We start from the raw sequence: 21158 nt of genomic DNA, 5'->3' as shown, positions 1-21158 counted from the left end.
CTGCGGTATCCGATCAAATCACTCGGAAACCCAGCTATCAGCCTCGCCGCGCCCCCGCAAGCACCGCTGCGAACCCGGCCAGTAGCACGATCACGCAAATTACCAACAATTGCTCGTATTTATGCCCCTCGGGCAGAAGGGCCGCCACCGGCGCCCAGCCCCGCGCGAAATAGGCCGCAGCCCCGAGCATCGCGGCGGCAAAGGCGGCGAGGTAACTCCAGACCGCGATGCGGCGCCCCGCCACCAGCCCCACCAGCAGCACCGGGGTAAGGAACATCGACGCGGTCCCGCTGACCGCCACAGCATCGAAAAGCGTGGCGTTGCCCCAGAGCGTCAACAGCGCACCAAGCGCCATGAACCCCGCCATCACCAGCCGCCCGCCCCTCAGGCTGCGCGGCGCGATGCGCCATTCTTCGACCATCAGCCGCGCGGCCGAGGCCAATGCGGAATCGAGCGTCGACAGCGCCGAGACGAGCAGCGACAGCATCAGCGCCACGAAAATCCAGCCCGGAAACATCTGCCCCCATGTGCCGATCAATTCGCCTTCATAGGCCGCACCGGTCAGGCTGGCTTGGATGCCGAAAAAGCCAAAGCCGATGATGCAGAGTGTCGAAATCCAAAAGGCGTGCAGGAAAGAGGCCCGCGTGGTTGCCTCATCCGCCAGAAAGCCGCGGTCCATCATCACCGGGTCATGGGCGGGGTAGGAAAAGACCTGCAACAGGGCGACCGCCAAAAGCACCCAACCGTTGTAGGGCCCCGAGACGCCCGGCGCACTCAGCACCGCGCCAAGCTCGAACCCCGGGCTTAGCAGCAGCGCGCCAAGCGCAAGGCCGAAAACAACAAGAAAGACCAGCATCTGCACCACATCCGTGCGCAGCGCGGCGGAAAGCCCGCCCCATGCCGAATAGCCAAAGCCGAGCGCAGCGACGATCAGCACCGCCAGCGTGCCGGACCCCGGCCAGACAGCCTCGAAAATCAGCGCAACGACCAGCAGATTGGCAAAGACCTCGGACAGCAGCCGCAGCCCGATCACGAGGTTATAGGCCGCCGTGCCCGAACGCCCGAAATGCCCGCCCAGCCAGTCCTGCACCGACCGCGCGCCGCCCCGGCGCAACTGCCCCACGATAAAGCCGCCTGTCAGGAACGACCCGTAATAGGCCGCATAGGCCAGCGTGCCCGCGATGCCGTAGAAATAGCCCAAGATCGCGGCGTTCATCAGGCTACGGGCAAAGATCCATGTGGTGACTTGGCTTAGCACCAGCACCCAAAGCCCCGGCGCACGGCCCGCCGCATTGGCGCCGCCAAAGAACCCTTCGACCGTTGCGCGACGCGGGGCCACCAGCAGGCTGGCAAGGATTATGGCCGCGAAAAGAAGGACAAGAACGGTGGTTTGCATGCGGACGGACCTTTTGCGAAAAGCTGACCCTCAAGGGTTAGCCGCCGCCCTCAATCCCCGCCAGCGCTGAAACCGCTGCTGTCAGGAATGTGATCCGATGCGAAGCGCAATGGCCGGGACGCTCGCCCCGGCCAAGCTCTGCTTACATGGTGAGATTGGTGCCGCCGCCATCCAGCAGCAGGTTCTGGCCCACGATGAAGCCCGCGTGCTGCGAACAAAGGAACGCACAGGTCGCGCCGAATTCATCACGGGTGCCATAGCGGCCTGCGGGAATGCCCGCCTGCCGCTCGGCGCGGGCCTCGTCCAGCGTGATGCCCTTGGCCTTGACCACACCCGCATCCAGCGAATCCGCGCGGTCGGTGGCATGGATGCCCGGCAGCAGGTTGTTGATCGTGACCCCCTTGCCCGCGACCTGACGCGCGGTGCCCGCGACATAGCCCGTAAGCCCGGTCCGTGCCGAGTTACTCAGCCCCAAGACAGCAATCGGCGCGCGCACCGACTGGCTGGTGATGTTCACGACCCGACCCCAGCCGCGCTCCATCATGCCGGGCACCAGCGCTTTGATCAACGCGATGGGGGCCAGCATATTGGCATCGAGCGCCTTGATGAAATCTTCGCGGTCCCAGTCATGCCACATCCCCGGAGGCGGGCCACCCGCGTTGTTGACGAGAATGTCACAGCCCTCGGCGGCCTTGATGACCAGCGCCTGACCCTCTTCGGTGGCCACATCCGCCGCCACGGTGACGACTTCGACGCCATAGTCCTGACGGATACGTTCTGCCGACGCCTCAAGCGCCTCGGCGCCGCGTGCGTTCATCACAAGGTTGACCCCTGCCGCCGCAAGAGCTTCGGCGCAGCCAAGGCCAAGCCCTTTGGATGAGGCACAGACCAGCGCCTTCTTCCCCTTGATTCCCAAATCCATTTTGCGATTCCTCCTATGCATTTGCATATGCCTACCACGCCCTGCGGCCAATGCCAGCAAATCACCCGAGCCTTGACCCATCCGGGCCACAATTCTACCTTATCCCGCTGGCGAAAGCCCTAAAGCCAAAGGCCCGTCATGTCCCGCACCCGCACCGCCCCCGCACAGAACATCGCCGTCTACCGCGCCGGGCAATTTTGCGCGAGCGACGGGGCGAATATGGGCGATACGCTGGGTTTTGCCGCTGAATTGGTGCTGGATGACGTCTATGAGCTGGACCGTGCGGCAGAGCCTTTGCGCCTGTCCCTGCTGACCCTGCCGGGGGATCAATTGCAGCTTGCCGAGGATACCGGCGTGGGCAGCCCCGGTGCTGAGTTGCATCTCGACAGCCTGCTCACGCTGATGTCGCCCGACGGGCAAACCCAAGAGGCGCTGCTGCTGGTCGAGGTTGATGGCAAGGGCCACGCGGCTGAGGTGTACCTTTTGCCGCTAGGCCCGCTGACACCGCAAACGGGCTACCGTATTGTGGGCATCGACACCCAGACCGCACGTCAGAAATTCGGCCAACTCGCCTGCGTGTCCTTCACACGCGGCACCCATATCTCGCTCAGCACCGGAGAGTTGCGCCCCATCGAAGACCTTCGCGTCGGTGACCGTATCCTACCCCGCGACGACGGCGTTCAAACCCTACGCTGGATCGGTCAAAGCACCCTGCGCGCGGTGGGCGAATTCGCCCCGATCCGCATTCAGGCAGGCACGCTGAACAACGAACATGACCTGATCGTCAGCCCCGATCACCGGCTCTTCATCTATCAACGCAGTGATGAGATGGGCGCGGGCCGCTCGGAACTGCTTGTGAAAGCGCGGCATCTTGTGAACGGCGAAAGCGTAACCGTGCAGGACGGCGGCTTTGTCGACTACTTCCAACTGCTCTTTGACGGGCATCAGATCATCTACGCCGAAGGGATCGCAGCCGAATCCATGCTGGTCGACAGCCGCACCCGGTCGGTGCTGCCGCCGGAAATGGCCGCGGCCTTGGGCGAGGTGATCCCCGGCCATTCCGACCTGCCCCATGCCGGGCTCGATCTGGCCGAGGCGTTGCTCAAGCGCCCCGATGCGGCGGCGCTGCTGCGCAAAGCCTCTACCCGTTAAGGTGCCTCAACGGCATAGTGAAACTCTTCCCGGACGATTTTGCCGTCTTTCACGTGGTAAACGCCGATCTCTTCCATCTGAAAGCGATCGCCGCTCTGCTTGTCGGTGGCGTCGACCTTGAAGACCGCGCTGAACTGCTCATCACCAAAATAGAACGGGCCTGAGACTTCACTCGCGTGTTCCTCCATCGCGTTTTCCCACCAGTCGTGTTTGCCGTGGATCGCCTTGATCCCATGCGTCTCACGCCCCTGCCCGCCCATATCGGCGGCCTCTACGGATACGGCATCTTCGGCATATAGCTTATCAAGGTTCTCGCGTACTTTGGCCGCACCGGCACGGCAGCCGTTAACCAACTCTTGTGCAATCTCTTTCAGTTCCATCGCAAATTCCTCCATGTACCACTTATGTTCTCATGTTAGGCCTACGGTCGATTCGCAGCAATGCCCAGATTGCGCCCGGCCACGGCGCAGCCTATATGGGGCGGATGTTGGACACGCCGCAAAACCGCCCCGCCCTGCCCGCCGAGATCGCGCGTCGTCGCACCTTTGCGATCATCAGCCACCCTGACGCGGGCAAGACCACGCTGACTGAAAAGTTCCTGCTGTTCGGTGGGGCCATTCAGATGGCTGGCCAAGTGCGCGCCAAGGGCGAAGCGCGGCGCACGCGGTCGGACTTCATGGCGATGGAAAAGGACCGGGGCATTTCGGTCTCGGCCTCGGCCATGTCGTTCGATTTCCACAGCGGTGACACCAACTACCGCTTCAACCTCGTCGACACGCCGGGCCACTCGGACTTTTCGGAGGATACCTACCGTACGCTGACGGCGGTGGATGCCGCCGTGATGGTGATCGATGGGGCCAAGGGTGTGGAAAGCCAGACGCAGAAGCTGTTCGAAGTCTGCCGGATGCGCGACCTGCCGATCCTGACCTTCTGTAACAAAATGGACCGCGAAAGCCGCGACACCTTTGAGATCATTGACGAAATCCAAGAAAACCTCGCCATCGACGTGACGCCCGCAAGCTGGCCCATCGGTGTGGGCCGCGATTTCGTGGGCTGCTATGACATGCTGCGCGACCGTCTGGAACTGATGGACCGCGCCGACCGGAACCGCGTGGCCGACAGCATCAAAATCGAAGGGTTGGACGACCCCAAGCTGGCCGAACACGTCCCCGCCGCCCTGCTGGAAAAGCTGCGCGAAGACCTTGAGATGGCGCGCGAATTGCTGCCGCCCTTGGACCTCAAAGCGATGCACGAAGGCACGCTGACGCCGATCTGGTTCGGCTCTGCGATCAACTCTTTCGGGGTGCGTGAACTCATGGAAGGCATCGCCAAATACGGGCCAGAGCCGCAAATCCAAGCCGCCACGCCACGTCAGATTTTGCCCGAAGAAACCAAGGTCGCGGGCTTTGTCTTTAAGGTGCAGGCCAACATGGACCCCAAACACCGCGACCGGGTCGCCTTTGTGCGCCTTGCCTCGGGGCATTTCGAGCGCGGCATGAAAATGACCCATGTCCGCACCAAGAAGCCGATGACGATTTCCAACCCGGTAATGTTTTTGGCCTCAGACCGCGAATTGGCCGAAGAGGCTTGGGCCGGTGACATCATCGGCATCCCCAACCACGGGCAGCTGCGCATCGGCGACACGCTGACCCAAGGCGAAGCGCTGCGCGTCAGCGGTATCCCCTCCTTCGCGCCCGAATTGCTGCAATCGGTCCGCGCGGGCGATCCGCTGAAAGCGAAACACCTTGAGAAAGCGCTGATGCAATTTGCCGAAGAAGGTGCCGCGAAAGTGTTCAAACCCTCCATCGGCTCGGGTTTTGTCGTGGGCGTTGTGGGCCAGTTGCAGTTCGAAGTGCTCGCCAGCCGGATCGAGTTGGAATACGGCCTGCCGGTGCGGTTCGAGCCGTCGCAATTCACCTCGGCTCGCTGGGTGAATGGCACGAAACAAGCCGTTGATAAGTTTACCGAAAGCAACAAACAGCACATCGCTCATGACCACGACGGCGACATCGTATACCTAACCCGCCTGCAATGGGACATCGACCGGGTTGAGCGCGATTACCCGGACGTGAAACTTACCGCGACCAAGGAAATGATGGTCTGAATTAGCCTCTCCGCTATGGGTCGTAAGCCTTGATTTCGCGCGCAATCATGGCATTCTGGACCCAACCGGGGAGACGCGATGACGACGACGACGAAATGGGGGCTGGTTGCCACAATTTTGGCCCCCGCTGACGAGATTAGACGCTTTGCCGCCTACCATCTTGAGGCAGGTGCGCATCGGCTCTATCTATTTCTCGACGCTGAGAAGCCAGAGGCTTTCGACAGTTTGAAAGCCCACCCCAAGATCCGCGTCGTCACCTGCGATGATGCCTATTGGCAAAAGCTCTGTGGCAAACGCCCGCAAAAGCATCAGGTCCGCCAAAGCCAGAACGCCACCCGCGCCTATAACCGCGCGGATGATGTGGATTGGCTGATCCATATGGATGTGGACGAATTCCTTGTTGCCGAGCGCCCTGTGGGAGAGGTGCTCGCCGCCCTGCCCGCGGCGCAAAAGATCGCCCGCATCCGCCCGATGGAGGCTTTGGCAGGCGATGCGACAGCCTTCAAATCCTTCATTCCAAACGGCCCGCAGAGGGCGCAGATCGTGTCGGAGCTTTATCCAACCTATGGCGAATACGTCAAAGGGGGATTCTTGAGCCATTTGGCCGGAAAGGTCTTTGTCCGCACCGGGATGGCCGACGTTCGCCTTCAAATACACAACGCTTTTCAGAATGACGCGATGATTGAGGGGCCAGAGCAGCAGCCCGGCATTGATCTGGCGCATCTGCACGCGAAAAGCTGGCCCGACTGGCTGGCCGCCTATCGCTACCGGCTGGAAAAAGGCTCTTACCGTTCCGATCTCGCCCCCAACCGGCCCCGTGATCGCGGTGGGCTGTCGATGCATGAGCTTTTTTCCATGATCGAAGCCGAAGGGGGCGAGGCGGGATTGCGCGCCTTTTTCAATGAGGTCTGCGCCGACACCCCCGAGTTGCGCGCGACCCTAAAGGCGGAGGGATTGCTGCGCCTTGCCGATCTCGACCTTGATGCAAAGGTGTCGCGCCATTTCGCAAGTTAAGCGCCTGAGAGGTCAAGTGTTTGACGGCTGGGCCGCAACTTGCTATGCGCTTTCGCAACATGCCGCGGCATATGCCGCCCCTTGGGCCATTCGGGCCGGCTTGTATTGCTGCCGCGGGCCAAGTCAGTGTCCGCTCAACCCGGACGCACATGACAAAATTTACCGATCTAAACCTGAATGCCAAGGTCCTCAAAGCTGTTGTAGAGGCTGGCTACGAATCGCCCACACCTATTCAGGCGGGCGCTATTCCCCCTGCTCTCGAAGGCCGCGACGTCTTGGGAATCGCCCAGACCGGCACCGGCAAGACCGCCAGCTTCACGCTGCCGATGCTGTCGCTGCTCGCCCGGGGCCGCGCTCGTGCGCGGATGCCGCGCAGCCTCGTGCTTTGCCCCACCCGGGAATTGGCCGCACAGGTGGCCGAGAACTTTGACACCTATTCCAAGCACCTCAAGCTCACCAAAGCGCTGCTGATCGGCGGCGTGAGCTTTAAGGAGCAAGACAAGCTGATCGACAAAGGCGTCGACGTGCTGATCGCCACACCGGGCCGCCTGCTCGATCATTTCGAGCGGGGCAAGCTGATCCTCTCGGACGTGAAAGTCATGGTCGTGGACGAAGCCGACCGGATGCTCGACATGGGGTTCATCCCCGATATCGAACGGATCTTCGGCCTCACGCCCTTCACCCGTCAGACGCTGTTCTTCTCGGCCACCATGGCGCCCGAGATTGAGCGGATCACCAACACTTTCCTCAGCAATCCTGAGCGGATCGAAGTGGCACGTCAGGCCACCACGAGCGAGACGATCGAACAGGGCGTTGTCATGTTCAAAGCCTCGCGCAAGGACCGTGAAGCCACCGAGAAGCGCAAGCTGCTGCGTCTGCTGATCGACGCCGAAGGCGAGAAATGCACCAATGCGATCATCTTCTGCAACCGCAAGATGGACGTGGATACCGTTGCTAAGTCATTGAAGAAATACGGCTATGACGCCGCCCCGATCCACGGCGATCTTGACCAAAGCCAGCGGACCAAGACGCTCGAAGGCTTCCGTAATGGCGAGCTGCGTTTCCTCGTAGCCTCAGACGTTGCCGCGCGCGGGCTTGATGTGCCAAGCGTAAGCCATGTCTTCAACTTCGATGTGCCCAGCCACGCCGAGGACTACGTTCACCGTATTGGCCGCACCGGCCGTGCGGGCCGCGACGGCAAGGCGATCATGATCTGCCAGCCCCGCGACGACAAGAACTTTGAAGACGTCGAGCGTCTGGTGCAAAAGGAAATTCCGCGCATCGAGAACCCGCTTGGCAACGCCAAACCAGCAGAAGAAGCGTCTGACGCCCCGGCCAAGACCGATGACAAGCCCAAGCGCACCCGGTCGCGCAGCCGTAAGTCGGACAAACCACAGGCAGACAAGCCACAGGCTGAGCAACCGCAGGCCGACGAGCGCCAATCGGATAGGCGCCAAACGGATAAGCCCCAGATGGATAAGCCTCAGACGGACAAACCCGTTGAGACCTCCAATGAGGCCAAGCAACCGCAGGCCGAGGCACCGAAAGATGCCAAAGCCGATGTGGCCCCAGAGCGCGAAGCCGAAAGCGCGCAGGGCGGGCGCAAATCTCAGCGCGGCGGCAACAATGACAAACCTTCGCGTGGTCGGGGCCGGAATGACAAACGCGGTGGCAATGACAACCGCGTCGTCGGGCTGGGCGATCATACGCCTGACTTCATCGGCCTAAGCTTCCGCGAGCGCATCTGAAACCAGCCCCACGCGGGCATGAATTCGCCGCTGATCCCTGCCGGGATTGGCGGCTTTTTCGTCTGTGCTATGTGAGGGGAAACCTCTCAGATAGGACCATCATGCTGCGCCCTGCTCTCTTCGCCCTCACCCTTGCCCTGACCGCCCTTATCTCTGCCCCCGCCAGCGCCGAACGCTGCCGGGCCGAGGTCAACGGCGCCGAAGTTGTCGTAGAGGCCGAGAATTTCGCCAATTTCGCCGAGGAAGTCGGCGCCCGCGAACGGCTGATAAATTGGCCCGCGCGGAAATGGAGCAGCCTTTGGGGCGCCCCACCCGCCTGTGACAGCGGGGTGCTGTTCGACTACCTTGCCACCACTGTGCCGCTCGACCAGATCGACGGCTACTGCCTGACCGCCACGCCCGAGGATGGGCATTTCCTGATCCCCGGCGCGCGGAACTATCGCGGCTATTGCAAAAAGACCTTTTGCGAACGGGTGAACACCACCAAGGAAGAGACCGTCGAGATCAGCAAGAACATCGCACGATCCGCGGTCGACACCATCAGCCAGCCGGACAACCTACGCGCCGTGGCGCATAAATCCGGGGCCTTCATTTTGACGGGAGGGGCATCTGCACTGAGCGCCAATCTGGCGACTACAGGCACGACGCTGGCCACCGCGCTATCGACCCCCGCCGCCCTTGCGGCCACGGGGGTAAGCGTGGTCGCAGTGGGCGGCGCGGTCTATATGTGCAGCGGTGGGGAGGAGGTCAGCTCAGACGGCTGACCACCACGGTGACTTCGGGTTTCTTGCCGATTTCGTCGTAAGACGACTGACGTGCGACCTTTTTCAGACCGTCGTTCAGCTTGTCGTCATCCCGCAGGGTGGCGGCTTTCTGACGGTTCAGCCACTGGCTGAGGTCTTGTTCCAGCACATCCACAAGCGGTGCATTGGACCGGCCTGTCTCCGGCAGACCCATCAGATCAACCCAAGGCTCGCCCAAGGGCTCATCATCCGCATCCAAAATCATGGTCACGGTGGCATGGCCGTTCAGCGCCATGCGGATACGGTCGCGGATCACACCATCCAGCGCGCCGACTTGAACCGACCCGTCCAGATACATGCGGCCCGTGTCGACATGTTCAACCACCTTGGGCTTGTTGCCCGACAGGTCGATCATCATACCGTTCACGGCCAACACGCCGGTGATGCCCTTGGCATTGGCAATCTTCACATGCTCGCGCAGGTGACGGTGCTCGCCGTGCATGGGGATCAGAACCTGCGGTTTGACGATCGCATGCAGCGTCTCAAGGTCAGGGCGGTTCGCGTGGCCCGACACGTGGTAGAGGCCCGAGGAATCATCCACCACATCCACACCCTTTTCAGAGAACTGGTTGATGATGCCGATCACGCCGCGCTCATTGCCCGGGATGGTCTTCGACGAAAAGAGGAACAGATCGCCCTCTTTCAACTCGATGCCCTGATACTTCCCCCGTGCCAGTTGCGCAGAGGCCGCGCGGCGTTCACCTTGGCTGCCGGTGACCAGCAGCATCAGGTTCTCGCGCGGAATCGCCCGGGCATTTTCGGGAGAGATGACAGGCGGAAAGTCTGTCATCACACCGGTCTGGATCGAGGCTTCGACCATGCGGTTCATCGCACGACCCAGCAGAACGATCGACCGCCCTGCCCGTGCGCCCGCCTCTGCCAGCGTTTTGACCCGCGCCACGTTGGAGGCAAAGGTCGTGGCGACGACCATGCCCTCGGCACTGCTCACCAGCTTTTCGATCTCCGGCCCAACGGTCGCTTCCGAGCGGCCGGGATGAGCGGAGAAGACATTGGTGCTGTCGCAGATCAGCGCATTCACGCCGTCCTTGCAGACCTCTGCCCAGAGTGCGTCGTCGAAGGCTTCGCCGACGCCGGGCGTGCGGTCGATCTTGAAGTCGCCGGAGTGGATCGTGCGCCCCTCGGGCGTGTCGATGACCATGGCCGAGGATTCAGGAATCGAATGCGAGATCGGCAGGAAGCCCACTTTGAACGGGCCTGCGGTGATCTGCTCTGGCCATGCGCTTACCGTGGTGACCGCATCTTCGGGGTGGCCGTGTTCAGACATCTTCCGACGGGCGATATTGGCGGTAAAGGCGCGCGCATAGATCGGCGCTTTCAGCACCTCGTAGGAATGCGCGATGGCGCCGATGTGGTCTTCGTGGGCGTGGGTGATAAAGATCGCTTCGATCTGATCGCGACGCTTCTTCAGCCAAGAGATGTCGGGCAGGATCAGGTCCACGCCCGGCGTGCTGTCCATGTCCGGAAAGGCCACACCGATGTCGACGACGATCAGCCGTTCTTTACCGGGCTTGCCGTAACCGTAGACATAGGCGTTCATGCCAATTTCACCCGCCCCACCGAGGGGCAGATAGATAAATCGTTCGCTGCTCATATTATTCAGCTTTGTCCTTATTATAATCGTGGATCACGGTCAGGCCGTGCATCGTGAGTTCATCTTGATAATCATCGAACAGGTCGACTGCCTGCTGAAACAGCGGTGCCAGACCCCCGTGGCGATAACGCGCATGGGTCTTGCACGTTCCGCCCTTATGCGCTCACATATCTCACGAACCAGTCCGACATAACCCCAAAAGACACCAGACTGCATGCAGGCCACCGTATTGGTGCCGATGACATGCGGCGGTTTGGAAATATCGACATGCGGCAAGGCCGCGGCGGCGCTATGCAGCGCCTCTAGGCTGAGATTCACCCCCGGCGCGATCACGCCGCCGATATAAGCCCCATCATCGGCCACCACGTCAAAGGTCGTGGCAGTGCCGAAGTCCACCACGATCAGGTCACCGCCATAAAGGTCATAGCCTGCCACGGTGTTCACCAAACGGTCGGGCCCGACCTGCGTGCCCGCGTCCACGCGCACGTCGATGGGCAGCGCGCAACCGGGTTTGCCCACCACGAAAGGGCGCGTGTGAAAGTAGCGATCCGCCAGAACGCGCAGGTTGAACACCACCCGTGGCACGGTTGAGCTGATGATCATATCGGTGATGTCAGCGTCAATATTTTGCAGCCGCATCAGCGTGTTAAGCCAGACGTAATATTGATCCGCCGTGCGTTTCCATTCGGTCGAGGTGCGCCAAGTGGCGATAAACTCTTCCCCGTCCCAGATAGAGAACACGGTATTGGTATTGCCGCAGTCGATTGCCAGAAGCATGGTGCCTCCCCTCCCCCAGATTTTAGAAAAACACATCCGCTGCGGTGATGGGCACCGCGCCGTCGCGGGTGCCCAAGATCAGATTGCCTGCGCCGTCTACATCTTCGAAAACGCCGGTGATCTCATCGCGCATGGTGCGGGCGGTGATGACCTCTCCGAGCCGCGCGGCATGGGCGAGCCATGCGCTGCGGATTGTGCTGAAACCATAGGTCGTGAACTGCTCTTCGAGACCGGCATATTCCCGCGCAAGCACGTCGAGAAAATCCTCGGCGCTCACATTGCCCCCCGCCTCACGCAGTGTCACCGCTGGCAGGGCGCGGGCTTCCAGCGTGCTGGCCTCGGGCCCATGGGCAAGGTTCACGCCGATGCCGATGGCCAGATGGTCGCCCACACTTTCGAGCAGGATACCCGCCACCTTGCCGCCCCGCAAAAGCACATCGTTCGGCCATTTTAGGGCAAAGGCATCCTCGCGCCCGGTCACCCCGACGAAAGAGCGGTAAAGTGCCAGCGAGGTCACGAAGGACCGCAGCGCGGCGACGCCGGGCGGCTCTTTGCGCGGCATCATCAGTGTGGCCGCGAAATTGCCGCGCGGCGTGGTCCAACTGCGGCCCCGGCGGCCCCGGGCGGCGGTTTGCTCCAGTGCGAGAATCCAAGTCGGCGCGGTCAGCTCTTGCTGTAACCGCGCCGCCTCTGAAAGGGTGGAATCGAGCGTGTCATAGACGCGCCGGCCATAGCCTTCCGGCCAGTGGCTCATGCGCTGGTCCGGGCGATCGTCCGCCGCACCGCTCAGTTCACCAGCGACGCCGCGGCCGAGGCGGCCATGCCCTCGACACCGAACATATTCGCGATGCCGACGATCATGATTACAGCTGAGGCCATCAACACCACGGTCAGCACGCCGCCGTTCTGATGATCCAGCGTGTCAGAGCGCTCTTCGCCGAAGTACATGTAAAAGACGATCCGCAGGTAGTAGTACGCACCGATCACACTAGCGATCACGCCCGCCACGGCGAGCCATGCCATATTGGCCTCATACGCCGCGCGCAGCACATAGAACTTGCCGAAGAAACCCAGCATCGGCGGCACGCCCGCCAGGCTGAACAGCAGCACCAGCATCGCCAGCGCCCGGCCCGGATTGGTCTTGGCATACATATTGAGCAGGGTGATATCGGTCACCGGCGCGCCGTCTTTCTGCATCAGCAGAATAAAGGCGAAGGTTCCGAGGTTCATCGTCACATAGATCGCCATATAGACCAGCATCGCCTGCACGCCAAAGGCCGTGCCCGCAGCCAAGCCCATCAGCGCATAGCCCATGTGGGCAATCGACGAAAAGGCCATCAGACGCTTGATGTTGGTCTGACCAATCGCGGCGACAGAGCCAAAGAACATGGACAGTACCGACAGCAGCGCCACGATCTGGCTCCAATCGCTGACGATCTGGCCAAAGGCGTCATGCATGACCCGTGCGAACAGGCCCATGGCGGCGACTTTTGGCGCTGTAGCAAAGAAAGCCGCGATCGGGGTGGGCGCCCCTTCGTATACGTCCGGTGTCCACATGTGGAACGGCACGGCGGAAACTTTGAAGGCAAGGCCCGAGATCAGGAAAACCAGACCAAAGAGCAGCCCGAGCGAGGTGCCGCCGGTTTGCGCCGTGGTGATGATGCCCGCGAAAAGCGTGGTCCCGGCGTAGCCATAGACGAGCGACGCACCATAGAGGAGCAGCCCCGAGCTAAGCGCGCCGAGCACGAAATACTTGAGGCCCGCCTCTGTGGATTTGACCGAGTCGCGGCGCAGCGAGGCCACGACATAGAGCGCTAGCGATTGCAGCTCCAACCCCATGTAGAGCGCCATCAGGTCGCCTGCGCTGACCATCATCATCATGCCGACAACAGCCAAGGCCACCAGCATCGGATATTCAAACCGCAGCAACCCGCGCAGTTTCATATAGCTTTCGGACATGACCAAGACAGCCGCCGCCGAGAGCAGGATCGCCACTTTGGCAAAGCGCGCAAAGCTGTCGTCGATGAACATGCCATGGAAGGCGATGTTGGTGGTGCCGTCGCCGGACATGGCCACCCAAGCTGCCAGCAGCACCATCACCACCGCGGTCACCCAGACGAGCACCCCGGCGGCCTTGTCTTTCGACGTATAGACCGCGCCAAGAAGGCCAAGCAGGGCAAACCCCGCAAGGACGATCTCGGGCAGAATGATGTTCAGATCAGCGGATATCATGCGCCAAGTCCTTCTTAATGCGAGGCATCGGCGGTCTGCACAGCGGTATCAGCCGCCTCCAGCGCCATGTCGTAATTGTCAACGAGAGCAGCCACCGACGGCCCGATCATATCCAGCACCAGCGCCGGATAGACGCCCAGGATCAGGGTCATCGCTACCAGCGGCGCAATGATCCATTTCTCACGTGCGGTCATGTCGGTGATCGCCTTGAGGCTTTCTTTGATCAGGTCGCCCATCACCACGCGGCGATAGAGCCACAGCGCGTAGGCCGCCGAAAAGATCACGCCCGTGGTCGCCACTGCCGCCACCCAAGTGTTCACTTGGAAGGTCGCCATCAGCGTCAGGAATTCCCCCACGAAACCGGATGTGCCCGGCAGGCCCACGTTCGCCATGGTGAAGAACATAAAGACCAGTGCATAGGCCGGCATCCGGTTCACCAGACCGCCATAGGCGTCAATGTCACGGGTGTGCATCCGGTCATAGATCACGCCAACGCTGAGGAAGAGCGCGCCAGAGATGAAGCCGTGGCTGATCATCTGGAAAATCGCGCCATCAATCCCCTGCTGGTTCGCCGCAAAGATGCCCATGGTCACGAAACCCATGTGTGCGACCGAGGAATAGGCGATCAGCTTTTTCATGTCCTGCTGCACCAGCGCCACTAGCGAGGTATAGACGATGGCAATGGCCGACATCCACAGGATCAGCGGCGTCATCACCTCGGACCCGACGGGGAACATCGGCAAGCTGAAGCGCAGGAAGCCGTAGCCGCCCATTTTCAGCAGGATCGCCGCCAGCACCACAGAACCCGCCGTCGGGGCCTGAACGTGTGCGTCGGGCAGCCATGTGTGCACTGGCCACATCGGCATCTTGACCGCGAAGCTGGCAAAGAAGGCGAGGAACATCAGTGTCTGCATGCCGCCGACGATCTGAATCCCCAGCAGCTCAAAGCTCTCGGAGCCGAAGTTGTGGGTCAGCAGGCTGATCTCGCAGCCGCCGATGCAGGTCGTGCCCGCCTCAGTGAACATCGCGACCATCGCCACCAGCATCAGCACCGAGCCGAGGAAGGTATAGAGGAAGAACTTGAAGCTCGCGTAGATACGCTCTTTCCCGCCCCAGATGCCGATGATCAGGAACATCGGGATCAGACCCGCCTCAAAGAAGAGGTAAAAGAGCACCAGATCCAGCGCCATGAACACGCCGAGCATCAGCGTTTCCAAGAGCAGGAAGGCGATCATGTATTCCTTGACGCGGTGCTCAACATTCCAGCTTGCCGCGATAACCAGCGGCATCATGAAGGTGGTCAGCATCACGAAGAGGATGGAGATACCATCGACGCCGAGGCGATACTTCAGCCCCAGCAGCCAGTCGGCCTCATCCACGAATTGGAAGTCGGTGTTGGACGGGTCAAAGTCAAAGAGCACAAAAAGCGAGATCAGGAAGGTGACCGTCGTGGTGATGAAGGCCAGCCATTTCGCGTTGCGCCCGGCAGCGGCATCGTCGCCCCGCAGGAAGACCGCGAGGATCAGTGCAGCGAAGGCCGGAATGAATGTGATGATTGAAAGCAGATGCGTATCCATCAGTTCGCTCCTCCGCTCATCGTCATCCATGTCACCAGAACGGCGATGCCGATCACCATGGCGAAGGCATAGGTGAAGATATAGCCCGTCTGTGCCTTACCCGCGAGGCGGGTGAAGAAGGGGATGATCCCCATGGCGACGCCATTGAGCGTGCCGTCGATCACAGTGCCATCGCCGCGTTTCCACAGGAACCGGCCGATCGTTTTGGCGGGACGCACGAAAATCACGTCGTAAACCTCATCAAAGTACCATTTGTTTTTCAGGAACAGGTAAAGCGGGCGTTGGTTTGCCGCCAAACGTCCCGGGACGGTCGGGCTCCAGATATAGAACCACAGGGCCATGACCAGACCGGCCAGCATCGCGATAAAGGGCGAGACCTTAACCCAAGTCGGGGCGGCGTGCGCGTCATCCAGCACGTGGTTGTCGGGCGCAAAGTAAAGCGCCCCCTCACCCGGTGCACCGCCAAAGGCTTCGTGATGCGCGCCCGCGTCCTGCTGGCCTTCGACCAAAGCATCGGCCCCGTGATCGCCGTCGACCGGGCCGGTGGCACCGTGGTCATCCTCGGCCCCTTCGACATGGGCGTCGCCGCCTTCGGCCATTTCAGCCATCGGGATGCCGTAGAATTTGCCAACCTGATCTGCATGGCCAAAGAAGCTGCCGTACCAAACCATCCCAGCAAAGACCGAGCCGAGCGCCAGAACGCCAAGCGGGATCAGCATGACCATCGGGCTCTCGTGGGCGTGCTCATGCGTGTGCTTGTTGCCACGCGGTTTTCCGAAGAACGTGAGGAAAATCAGGCGCCAGCTGTAGAAGCTCGTCATCGCCGCGGCGATCACCAACATCCAGAAGCCATACATTGACCCACCGCCCCAAGCGCTTTCGATGATCGCGTCTTTCGACAGGAAGCCCGCGAAACCGATATGCGTCAGCGGGATGCCAACACCGGTGATCGCCAACGTGCCGATCATCATCGCCCAGAAGGTATAGGGGATTTTCTTACGCAGACCGCCGTAGTTGGTCATGTCTTGCTCATGGTGCATCGCGTGAATGACCGAGCCCGCGCCCAAGAACAGCATCGCCTTAAAGAAGGCGTGGGTGAACAGGTGGAACATCGCCGCCGAATACATGCCGACGCCCGCCGCCACGAACATATAGCCAAGCTGTGACATGGTCGAATAGGCAATCACACGTTTGATGTCGGTTTGCACAAGGCCGATGGTCGCCGCGACAAAGGCGGTCGTCGCGCCGATCACCGTGACAAAGGCCATCGCTTCGGGTGCGAATTCCATCACCGGCGACATGCGGCAGACAAGGAAAACACCCGCGGTCACCATGGTCGCCGCGTGGATCAGCGCCGACACCGGGGTCGGGCCTTCCATCGCGTCGGGAAGCCATGTGTGCAGGAACAGTTGCGCCGATTTACCCATCGCCCCGAGGAACAGCAGGAAGGCGATCAGGTTTGCCGCGTTCCAATCGTTCCATAGGAAAGTCACCGTCTGCTCAGCCAAGTCGGGCGCTGCGGCAAAGATATCATCAAAGCGGATCGAGTCCGTCAGCATATAGAGGCCGAAGATGCCCAGCAGGAAAGCAAAGTCCCCCACCCGGTTGACGACAAAGGCTTTCATCGCGGCGGCATTGGCCGACGGCTTGCGGAAGTAGAAACCGATCAGCAGGTAGGAGGCGACACCGACGCCCTCCCAACCAAAGAACATCTGCACGAGGTTGTCGGCTGTGACCAGCATCAACATCGCGAAGGTAAAGAACGACAGATAGGCGAAGAACCGGGGGCGATAGCTCTCGTTATCGCGGAAGTTCTCATCGTGGGCCATGTAGCCGAAGGAGTAGAGGTGAACGAGGCTCGATACCGTGGTGATGACGATCAGCATCAGCGCGGTCAAACGGTCCATGCGGATCGCCCAATCGGTGCTCAGCGTGCCGCTCTCGATAAAGCGCAGGATCTGGATTTGCTCGGTCGGACCGTCCAGCGTCAGGAACACCACCCAAGAGAGGAAGGCGGCAAGGAACAGCAGCCCCGTGGCGGTCCACTGGGCGGCCTTCTCACCAATGATCTTCCAGCCGAAACCGCAGAGGATGGCACCCACAAGCGGGGCGAATAGGATCGTGGTTTCCATTGCCTCAGCCCTTCATCACGTTGACATCTTCCACCGCGATCGAGCCACGGTTGCGGAAGAAACAGACCAGAATGGCGAGGCCGATGGCAGCCTCCGCCGCAGCGACGGTGAGCACGAAGAGTGTGAACACCTGCCCCGTCAAATCACCAAGGAAACTGGAGAAGGCAACGAGGTTGATGTTCACCGCGAGCAGCATCAATTCGATGCTCATCAGCAAGATGATCACGTTCTTGCGGTTCAGGAATAGCCCGAAGATGCCGATGACAAACAGCGTCGCCGCCACTGTCAGGTAATGCTCAAGTCCGATCATGTCGTCCCTTACGTTCCCGCCCTTTGATGGGCTTTGGTCGCGCCCCATTTGATGGGGCTTTTAGTATCACTTTGCCCCGGCTGCCACCGGGATTGCCGAGGCTTTAGCCGATAAAGCTGCGGCCACCGAAAAACACGACGATCAACACCACGACCAGTACCACGATTGTTGTTCTCGACATTTCGACGTCCCTTTTCTCTTTGGTTCAGTCGTTTTCATTCAAAGAAAACGGCTACGGAATTTTAAAAATTCCGGTGTTTACAGGCCCTGCCCAGACTTCACGTCGCGCAGTTCCATCGCCTTGGCCGGGTCGCGCATCATCTGCGCCACCACGTCTTGGCGTTTCACGTCCTTGCGGTGCCGCAGAGTCAGCACAATTGCCCCGATCATCGCCACCAGCAGGATCAGGCCCGCCAGTTGGAACAGCAGGAAGTAGCGATCATAGAGCAGTAGCCCAAGCGCTTCGGTATTGAACCGCGCCGGATCGATCGCATTGGCCCGCAGGCTCTCGGCCGCTGCACTCTGCTCCCATGCGCCAAAGGCCATGACGAACTGCATCAAGATCACCAAAGCGATCAGCAGCGCCAGCGGCATATAGCGCGCCATTTCGGCCTTCAGCTCAGCGAAGTCCACGTCGAGCATCATCACGACGAAGAGGAACAGCACCGCCACCGCGCCGACGTAAACGATGACCAGCAGCATCGCCACGAACTCCGCCCCCAGCAGCACGAAAAGCCCCGCCGCCGAGAGGAAGGACAGGATCAGCCAGAGCACCGAATGCACCGGATTGCGGCTGATCACCGTGAACAGTCCGCCGGTGATGACGCTGATCGCGAAGAGGTAAAATGAAAAGACCGTCATGCGCCGTCTTCCTTCTTGGTATCTTTTTCTTCGTCAAGAACCGACTGCGCCAGTTCCAGCGCCCGGGTCATCGCCGGCAGCCCGGCAAAGACCGACATCTGGCTAATCGTCTCGACGATATGTTGTTTGGTGGCTCCCGCCTCACGTGCGTGGCGCACGGTCTGGCGGAGGGCCATATCATTCTGCGCGCCCTGCATGGTCAGCCCCGCGAGGGTAAGCAGCAGCCGCGTCCGCGCGTCCAGCCCGCCCTTGTTCACAGTGTCGCCGAACCAGAAGTCCATCATGTCCTTCGGCATCGTGCCCATCATCGCCTCGAACCCTTTGGGCGAAAAAGCATCCATCGCTGGAAAGGCTTTCGCCATTTCCTGCGCCTGCTTCATCATCGCATCAAAAGGGTTCTTGGGATCACTCATCGGTAAGGTGCGTCCATCTCAAGGTTGCGGGCAATCTCGGCTTCCCAGCGTTCGCCGTTGTCCAAAAGCTTGGCCTTGTCGTAATACAGCTCTTCGCGGGTCTCGGTCGAGAATTCGAAGTTCGGGCCTTCGACAATGGCGTCCACTGGGCAGGCTTCTTGGCAGAAACCGCAGTAGATGCATTTGGTCATGTCGATGTCATAGCGCGTGGTGCGGCGGCTGCCGTCCTCGCGTGCTTCGGCGTCGATGGTGATCGCCTGCGCGGGGCAGATCGCCTCGCAGAGTTTGCACGCGATGCAACGCTCTTCGCCATTGGGATAACGGCGCAGCGCGTGTTCGCCGCGGAAACGGGGCGACAGAGGCCCCTTTTCATGCGGGTAGTTCAGCGTCGTTTTCGGCGCAAAGAAATAGCGCATCCCCAGCATGAACGCCTTGGCGTAGTCTGCCAGCAGGAAATACTTCGCGGCGCGGGTGTAGTCAGTCGTCGCCATTTTACCCTTCCCCTTCGCGATCTTGAACGAAGTTCTTAACGGCTTCGACGATATCGAACACATCGAGTTTAGAGCCATCTTCCTGAAGCTGACCAATAATGCCCAGCTTCCCCCAATATCAGCCGAAAAGATCGCTAAATCTTCGTCTGTCTGCGTACCGAGAACTTTCGAGATATCATAAACAGACATTTAGCCCCCTACGGTCCAACGGGCGTAGATGCCCCAGAACCAATCGAATTTTGCAGCGAATGCCACGAAGACCACCCAGAACAGCGAGAACGGCAGGAAGACTTTCCAACCCAGCCGCATCAGCTGGTCATAGCGGTAGCGCGGCGTAATTGCCTTCACCATGGCGAACATGAAGAAGACCATCAGCATCTTGATGAACATCCAGAAGAAGCCATCGGGCAGGAACGGCACCGGAGACAACCAGCCACCGAAGAACATCAGCGATACCAGCGCGCACATCAGCACCACGGCCACCAATTCGCCGATCATAAAGAGCAGGAAGGGCGTGGAGGAATATTCCACCTGATAGCCCGCCACCAGTTCCGATTCCGCTTCCGGCAGATCGAACGGCGGGCGGTTGGTTTCCGCCAGCGCCGAGATGAAGAACAAGATCAACATCGGGAAGTGCGGCAGGAAGTACCAGTTGAACAGACCCCAGTCGCCGTCCTGCGCCGCCACGATGGACGTGAAGTTCATCGAACCGGTCGAGAGGATCACGCCGATGATGATCAGGCCGATCGACACTTCGTAAGAAATCATCTGCGCGGCAGAACGCAGCGAACCAAGGAAGGGGTATTTCGAGTTCGACGCCCAACCGCCCATGATCACGCCGTAAACCTCAAGCGAGGAGACGGCGAAGACATAGAGGATGGCCACGTTGATGTCCGACAGGATCCAGCCTTCGTTAAAAGGGATCACCGCCCAAGCGATCATCGCCATGACAAAGGAAATCATCGGCGCAAGGAAGAAGACCCCCTTGTCAGCGCCCGCCGGGACCACCACTTCTTTAACGATATATTTAAGAAAGTCGGCAAAACTCTGGAGCAGGCCGAAGACGCCCACGACGTTGGGGCCGCGGCGCATCATCACGGCGGCCCAGATCTTGCGGTCGGCATACATGAGGAAGGCCAGCGCCAGCAGCAACGGCACCACCAGCAGCAACACCTGCCCAACCGTCAGCAGGCCGATGCCCAGATAGGTGTTGTAAAAGAAATCAGCCATAAGTCCTCACACCGTCGGAATACCGCGTTCCGCGCATTGAAACGCGGTCACTTCGGCATCAATTGTCTTCAAGCCTTTCGGCAGGCTCGGCGAGATTGTGTAAACAGCATCTGCCCGCCATATGCCACCCTCTTCAGTGACATTTGTCCGCACATGTCGCGCAAAACCGTAGCCCCGGATCAGCGTATACTGCGCTGCAGCACATTCGGCGTAATCCGACACGTCTTGGTTCGATAACGCCTTGGTCATCGCCACGTTGAACTGCACCAAATCGCCATCCAAAAGCTGGGTCTCCACCCCTTGTAGTCGGGGATGAAATCCTCGGCCACCGGCACCTGCGGTTCGCAGGCGGCCAGCAGCATCAAGGGGGCCAGCATCATGGCT

Annotated in this window: 20 protein-coding genes and 1 pseudogene; 5 read left to right on the top strand and 16 right to left on the bottom strand. The window is 60.5% G+C overall.

Features of this window, described 5'->3' with window-relative positions:
* Positions 1 to 37: 37 nt before the first annotated feature.
* Positions 38 to 1396: an SLC5/6 family protein gene (locus tag ACFQAU_RS13995; RefSeq protein ID WP_132444524.1), complete on the bottom strand. Its 1359-nt coding sequence runs from the start codon at positions 1394 to 1396 to the stop codon at positions 38 to 40.
* A gap of 142 nt (positions 1397 to 1538) precedes the next feature.
* The gene (locus tag ACFQAU_RS13990; RefSeq protein ID WP_067941767.1) at positions 1539 to 2318 is read right to left on the bottom strand and encodes an SDR family oxidoreductase; all 780 of its coding nucleotides are present in this window, start codon (positions 2316 to 2318) and stop codon (positions 1539 to 1541) included.
* A gap of 138 nt (positions 2319 to 2456) precedes the next feature.
* Between ACFQAU_RS13990 and ACFQAU_RS13985 the strand changes: the two genes are divergently transcribed.
* On the top strand, positions 2457 to 3470 hold the full coding sequence (locus ACFQAU_RS13985; protein ID WP_132444523.1) for a Hint domain-containing protein: 1014 nt from the start codon (positions 2457 to 2459) through the stop codon (positions 3468 to 3470).
* Here the strand turns inward: ACFQAU_RS13985 and ACFQAU_RS13980 are convergent.
* Positions 3467 to 3850, bottom strand: coding sequence for a nuclear transport factor 2 family protein (locus ACFQAU_RS13980; RefSeq protein WP_120352229.1), 384 nt, complete (start codon positions 3848 to 3850; stop codon positions 3467 to 3469). The two genes, ACFQAU_RS13985 and ACFQAU_RS13980, sit on opposite strands and share 4 nt — an antisense overlap.
* A gap of 104 nt (positions 3851 to 3954) precedes the next feature.
* Here ACFQAU_RS13980 and ACFQAU_RS13975 point away from each other — a divergent pair, with 104 nt between their 5' ends.
* The 4 genes from ACFQAU_RS13975 to ACFQAU_RS13960 all read left to right on the top strand — a co-directional run bounded on the left by ACFQAU_RS13975 (position 3955) and on the right by ACFQAU_RS13960 (position 9100).
* Positions 3955 to 5574: a peptide chain release factor 3 gene (locus ACFQAU_RS13975; RefSeq protein ID WP_132444569.1), complete on the top strand. Its 1620-nt coding sequence runs from the start codon at positions 3955 to 3957 to the stop codon at positions 5572 to 5574.
* Positions 5575 to 5652: 78 nt separating this feature from the next.
* Positions 5653 to 6588 carry a glycosyltransferase family 2 protein gene (locus ACFQAU_RS13970; protein WP_132444522.1) on the top strand — a complete coding sequence of 312 codons (936 nt, stop codon included), beginning with the start codon at positions 5653 to 5655 and terminating at the stop codon, positions 6586 to 6588.
* A gap of 149 nt (positions 6589 to 6737) precedes the next feature.
* Positions 6738 to 8336: a DEAD/DEAH box helicase gene (locus ACFQAU_RS13965; protein WP_132444521.1), complete on the top strand. Its 1599-nt coding sequence runs from the start codon at positions 6738 to 6740 to the stop codon at positions 8334 to 8336.
* Between the two features lie 101 nt (positions 8337 to 8437).
* Complete coding sequence (locus tag ACFQAU_RS13960) at positions 8438 to 9100, top strand: hypothetical protein (protein ID WP_120351315.1); 663 nt, start codon at positions 8438 to 8440, stop codon at positions 9098 to 9100.
* Here the strand turns inward: ACFQAU_RS13960 and ACFQAU_RS13955 are convergent.
* The 13 genes and pseudogenes from ACFQAU_RS13955 to ACFQAU_RS13895 form a co-directional block, all read right to left on the bottom strand.
* A complete protein-coding gene (locus ACFQAU_RS13955; protein WP_067626618.1) occupies positions 9084 to 10751 on the bottom strand; it encodes a ribonuclease J in 1668 nt (555 codons plus the stop codon). The genes ACFQAU_RS13960 and ACFQAU_RS13955 overlap by 17 nt on opposite strands.
* A 1-nt stretch (position 10752) precedes the next feature.
* Positions 10753 to 11528: pseudogene (locus ACFQAU_RS13950) on the bottom strand (type III pantothenate kinase).
* 22 nt (positions 11529 to 11550) lie between these two features.
* Entirely contained in the window at positions 11551 to 12282 is a 732-nt protein-coding gene (locus ACFQAU_RS13945) for a biotin--[acetyl-CoA-carboxylase] ligase (RefSeq protein WP_132444520.1), read from the bottom strand.
* 32 nt (positions 12283 to 12314) lie between these two features.
* Positions 12315 to 13760, bottom strand: a complete 1446-nt coding sequence (gene nuoN / locus ACFQAU_RS13940) for an NADH-quinone oxidoreductase subunit NuoN (protein WP_132444519.1) — start codon at positions 13758 to 13760, stop codon at positions 12315 to 12317.
* A gap of 14 nt (positions 13761 to 13774) precedes the next feature.
* Positions 13775 to 15337: an NADH-quinone oxidoreductase subunit M gene (locus tag ACFQAU_RS13935; protein ID WP_132444518.1), complete on the bottom strand. Its 1563-nt coding sequence runs from the start codon at positions 15335 to 15337 to the stop codon at positions 13775 to 13777.
* Positions 15337 to 17469 (bottom strand): NADH-quinone oxidoreductase subunit L, encoded by a 2133-nt coding sequence (nuoL, locus tag ACFQAU_RS13930; protein ID WP_132444517.1) that lies wholly within the window; start codon positions 17467 to 17469, stop codon positions 15337 to 15339. The genes ACFQAU_RS13935 and nuoL overlap by 1 nt, the downstream gene beginning before the upstream one ends.
* 4 nt (positions 17470 to 17473) lie before the next feature.
* A complete protein-coding gene (gene nuoK / locus ACFQAU_RS13925; RefSeq protein ID WP_007119508.1) occupies positions 17474 to 17779 on the bottom strand; it encodes an NADH-quinone oxidoreductase subunit NuoK in 306 nt (101 codons plus the stop codon).
* A gap of 258 nt (positions 17780 to 18037) precedes the next feature.
* Positions 18038 to 18640 (bottom strand): NADH-quinone oxidoreductase subunit J, encoded by a 603-nt coding sequence (locus tag ACFQAU_RS13920; RefSeq protein ID WP_067630634.1) that lies wholly within the window; start codon positions 18638 to 18640, stop codon positions 18038 to 18040.
* The gene (locus tag ACFQAU_RS13915) at positions 18637 to 19053 is read right to left on the bottom strand and encodes a carboxymuconolactone decarboxylase family protein (protein ID WP_067630637.1); all 417 of its coding nucleotides are present in this window, start codon (positions 19051 to 19053) and stop codon (positions 18637 to 18639) included. Before ACFQAU_RS13915 ends, ACFQAU_RS13920 begins: the two co-directional genes overlap by 4 nt.
* A complete protein-coding gene (gene nuoI, locus ACFQAU_RS13910; RefSeq protein ID WP_067630640.1) occupies positions 19050 to 19544 on the bottom strand; it encodes an NADH-quinone oxidoreductase subunit NuoI in 495 nt (164 codons plus the stop codon). Before nuoI ends, ACFQAU_RS13915 begins: the two co-directional genes overlap by 4 nt.
* Positions 19545 to 19733: 189 nt before the next feature.
* Positions 19734 to 20774 (bottom strand): NADH-quinone oxidoreductase subunit NuoH, encoded by a 1041-nt coding sequence (gene nuoH, locus ACFQAU_RS13905; RefSeq protein WP_132444515.1) that lies wholly within the window; start codon positions 20772 to 20774, stop codon positions 19734 to 19736.
* Between the two features lie 6 nt (positions 20775 to 20780).
* Positions 20781 to 21044, bottom strand: coding sequence for a hypothetical protein (locus tag ACFQAU_RS13900; RefSeq protein ID WP_386282953.1), 264 nt, complete (start codon positions 21042 to 21044; stop codon positions 20781 to 20783).
* Complete coding sequence (locus ACFQAU_RS13895) at positions 21020 to 21154, bottom strand: hypothetical protein (RefSeq protein ID WP_386282950.1); 135 nt, start codon at positions 21152 to 21154, stop codon at positions 21020 to 21022. Before ACFQAU_RS13895 ends, ACFQAU_RS13900 begins: the two co-directional genes overlap by 25 nt.
* Positions 21155 to 21158: the final 4 nt, after the last annotated feature.

The organism is Sulfitobacter profundi (assembly GCF_042661425.1).
GTDB lineage: Bacteria > Pseudomonadota > Alphaproteobacteria > Rhodobacterales > Rhodobacteraceae > Sulfitobacter > Sulfitobacter profundi.
Note: the sequence above shows the minus strand (reverse complement) of the source record. Positions and strands in the feature narration are given on the sequence as shown.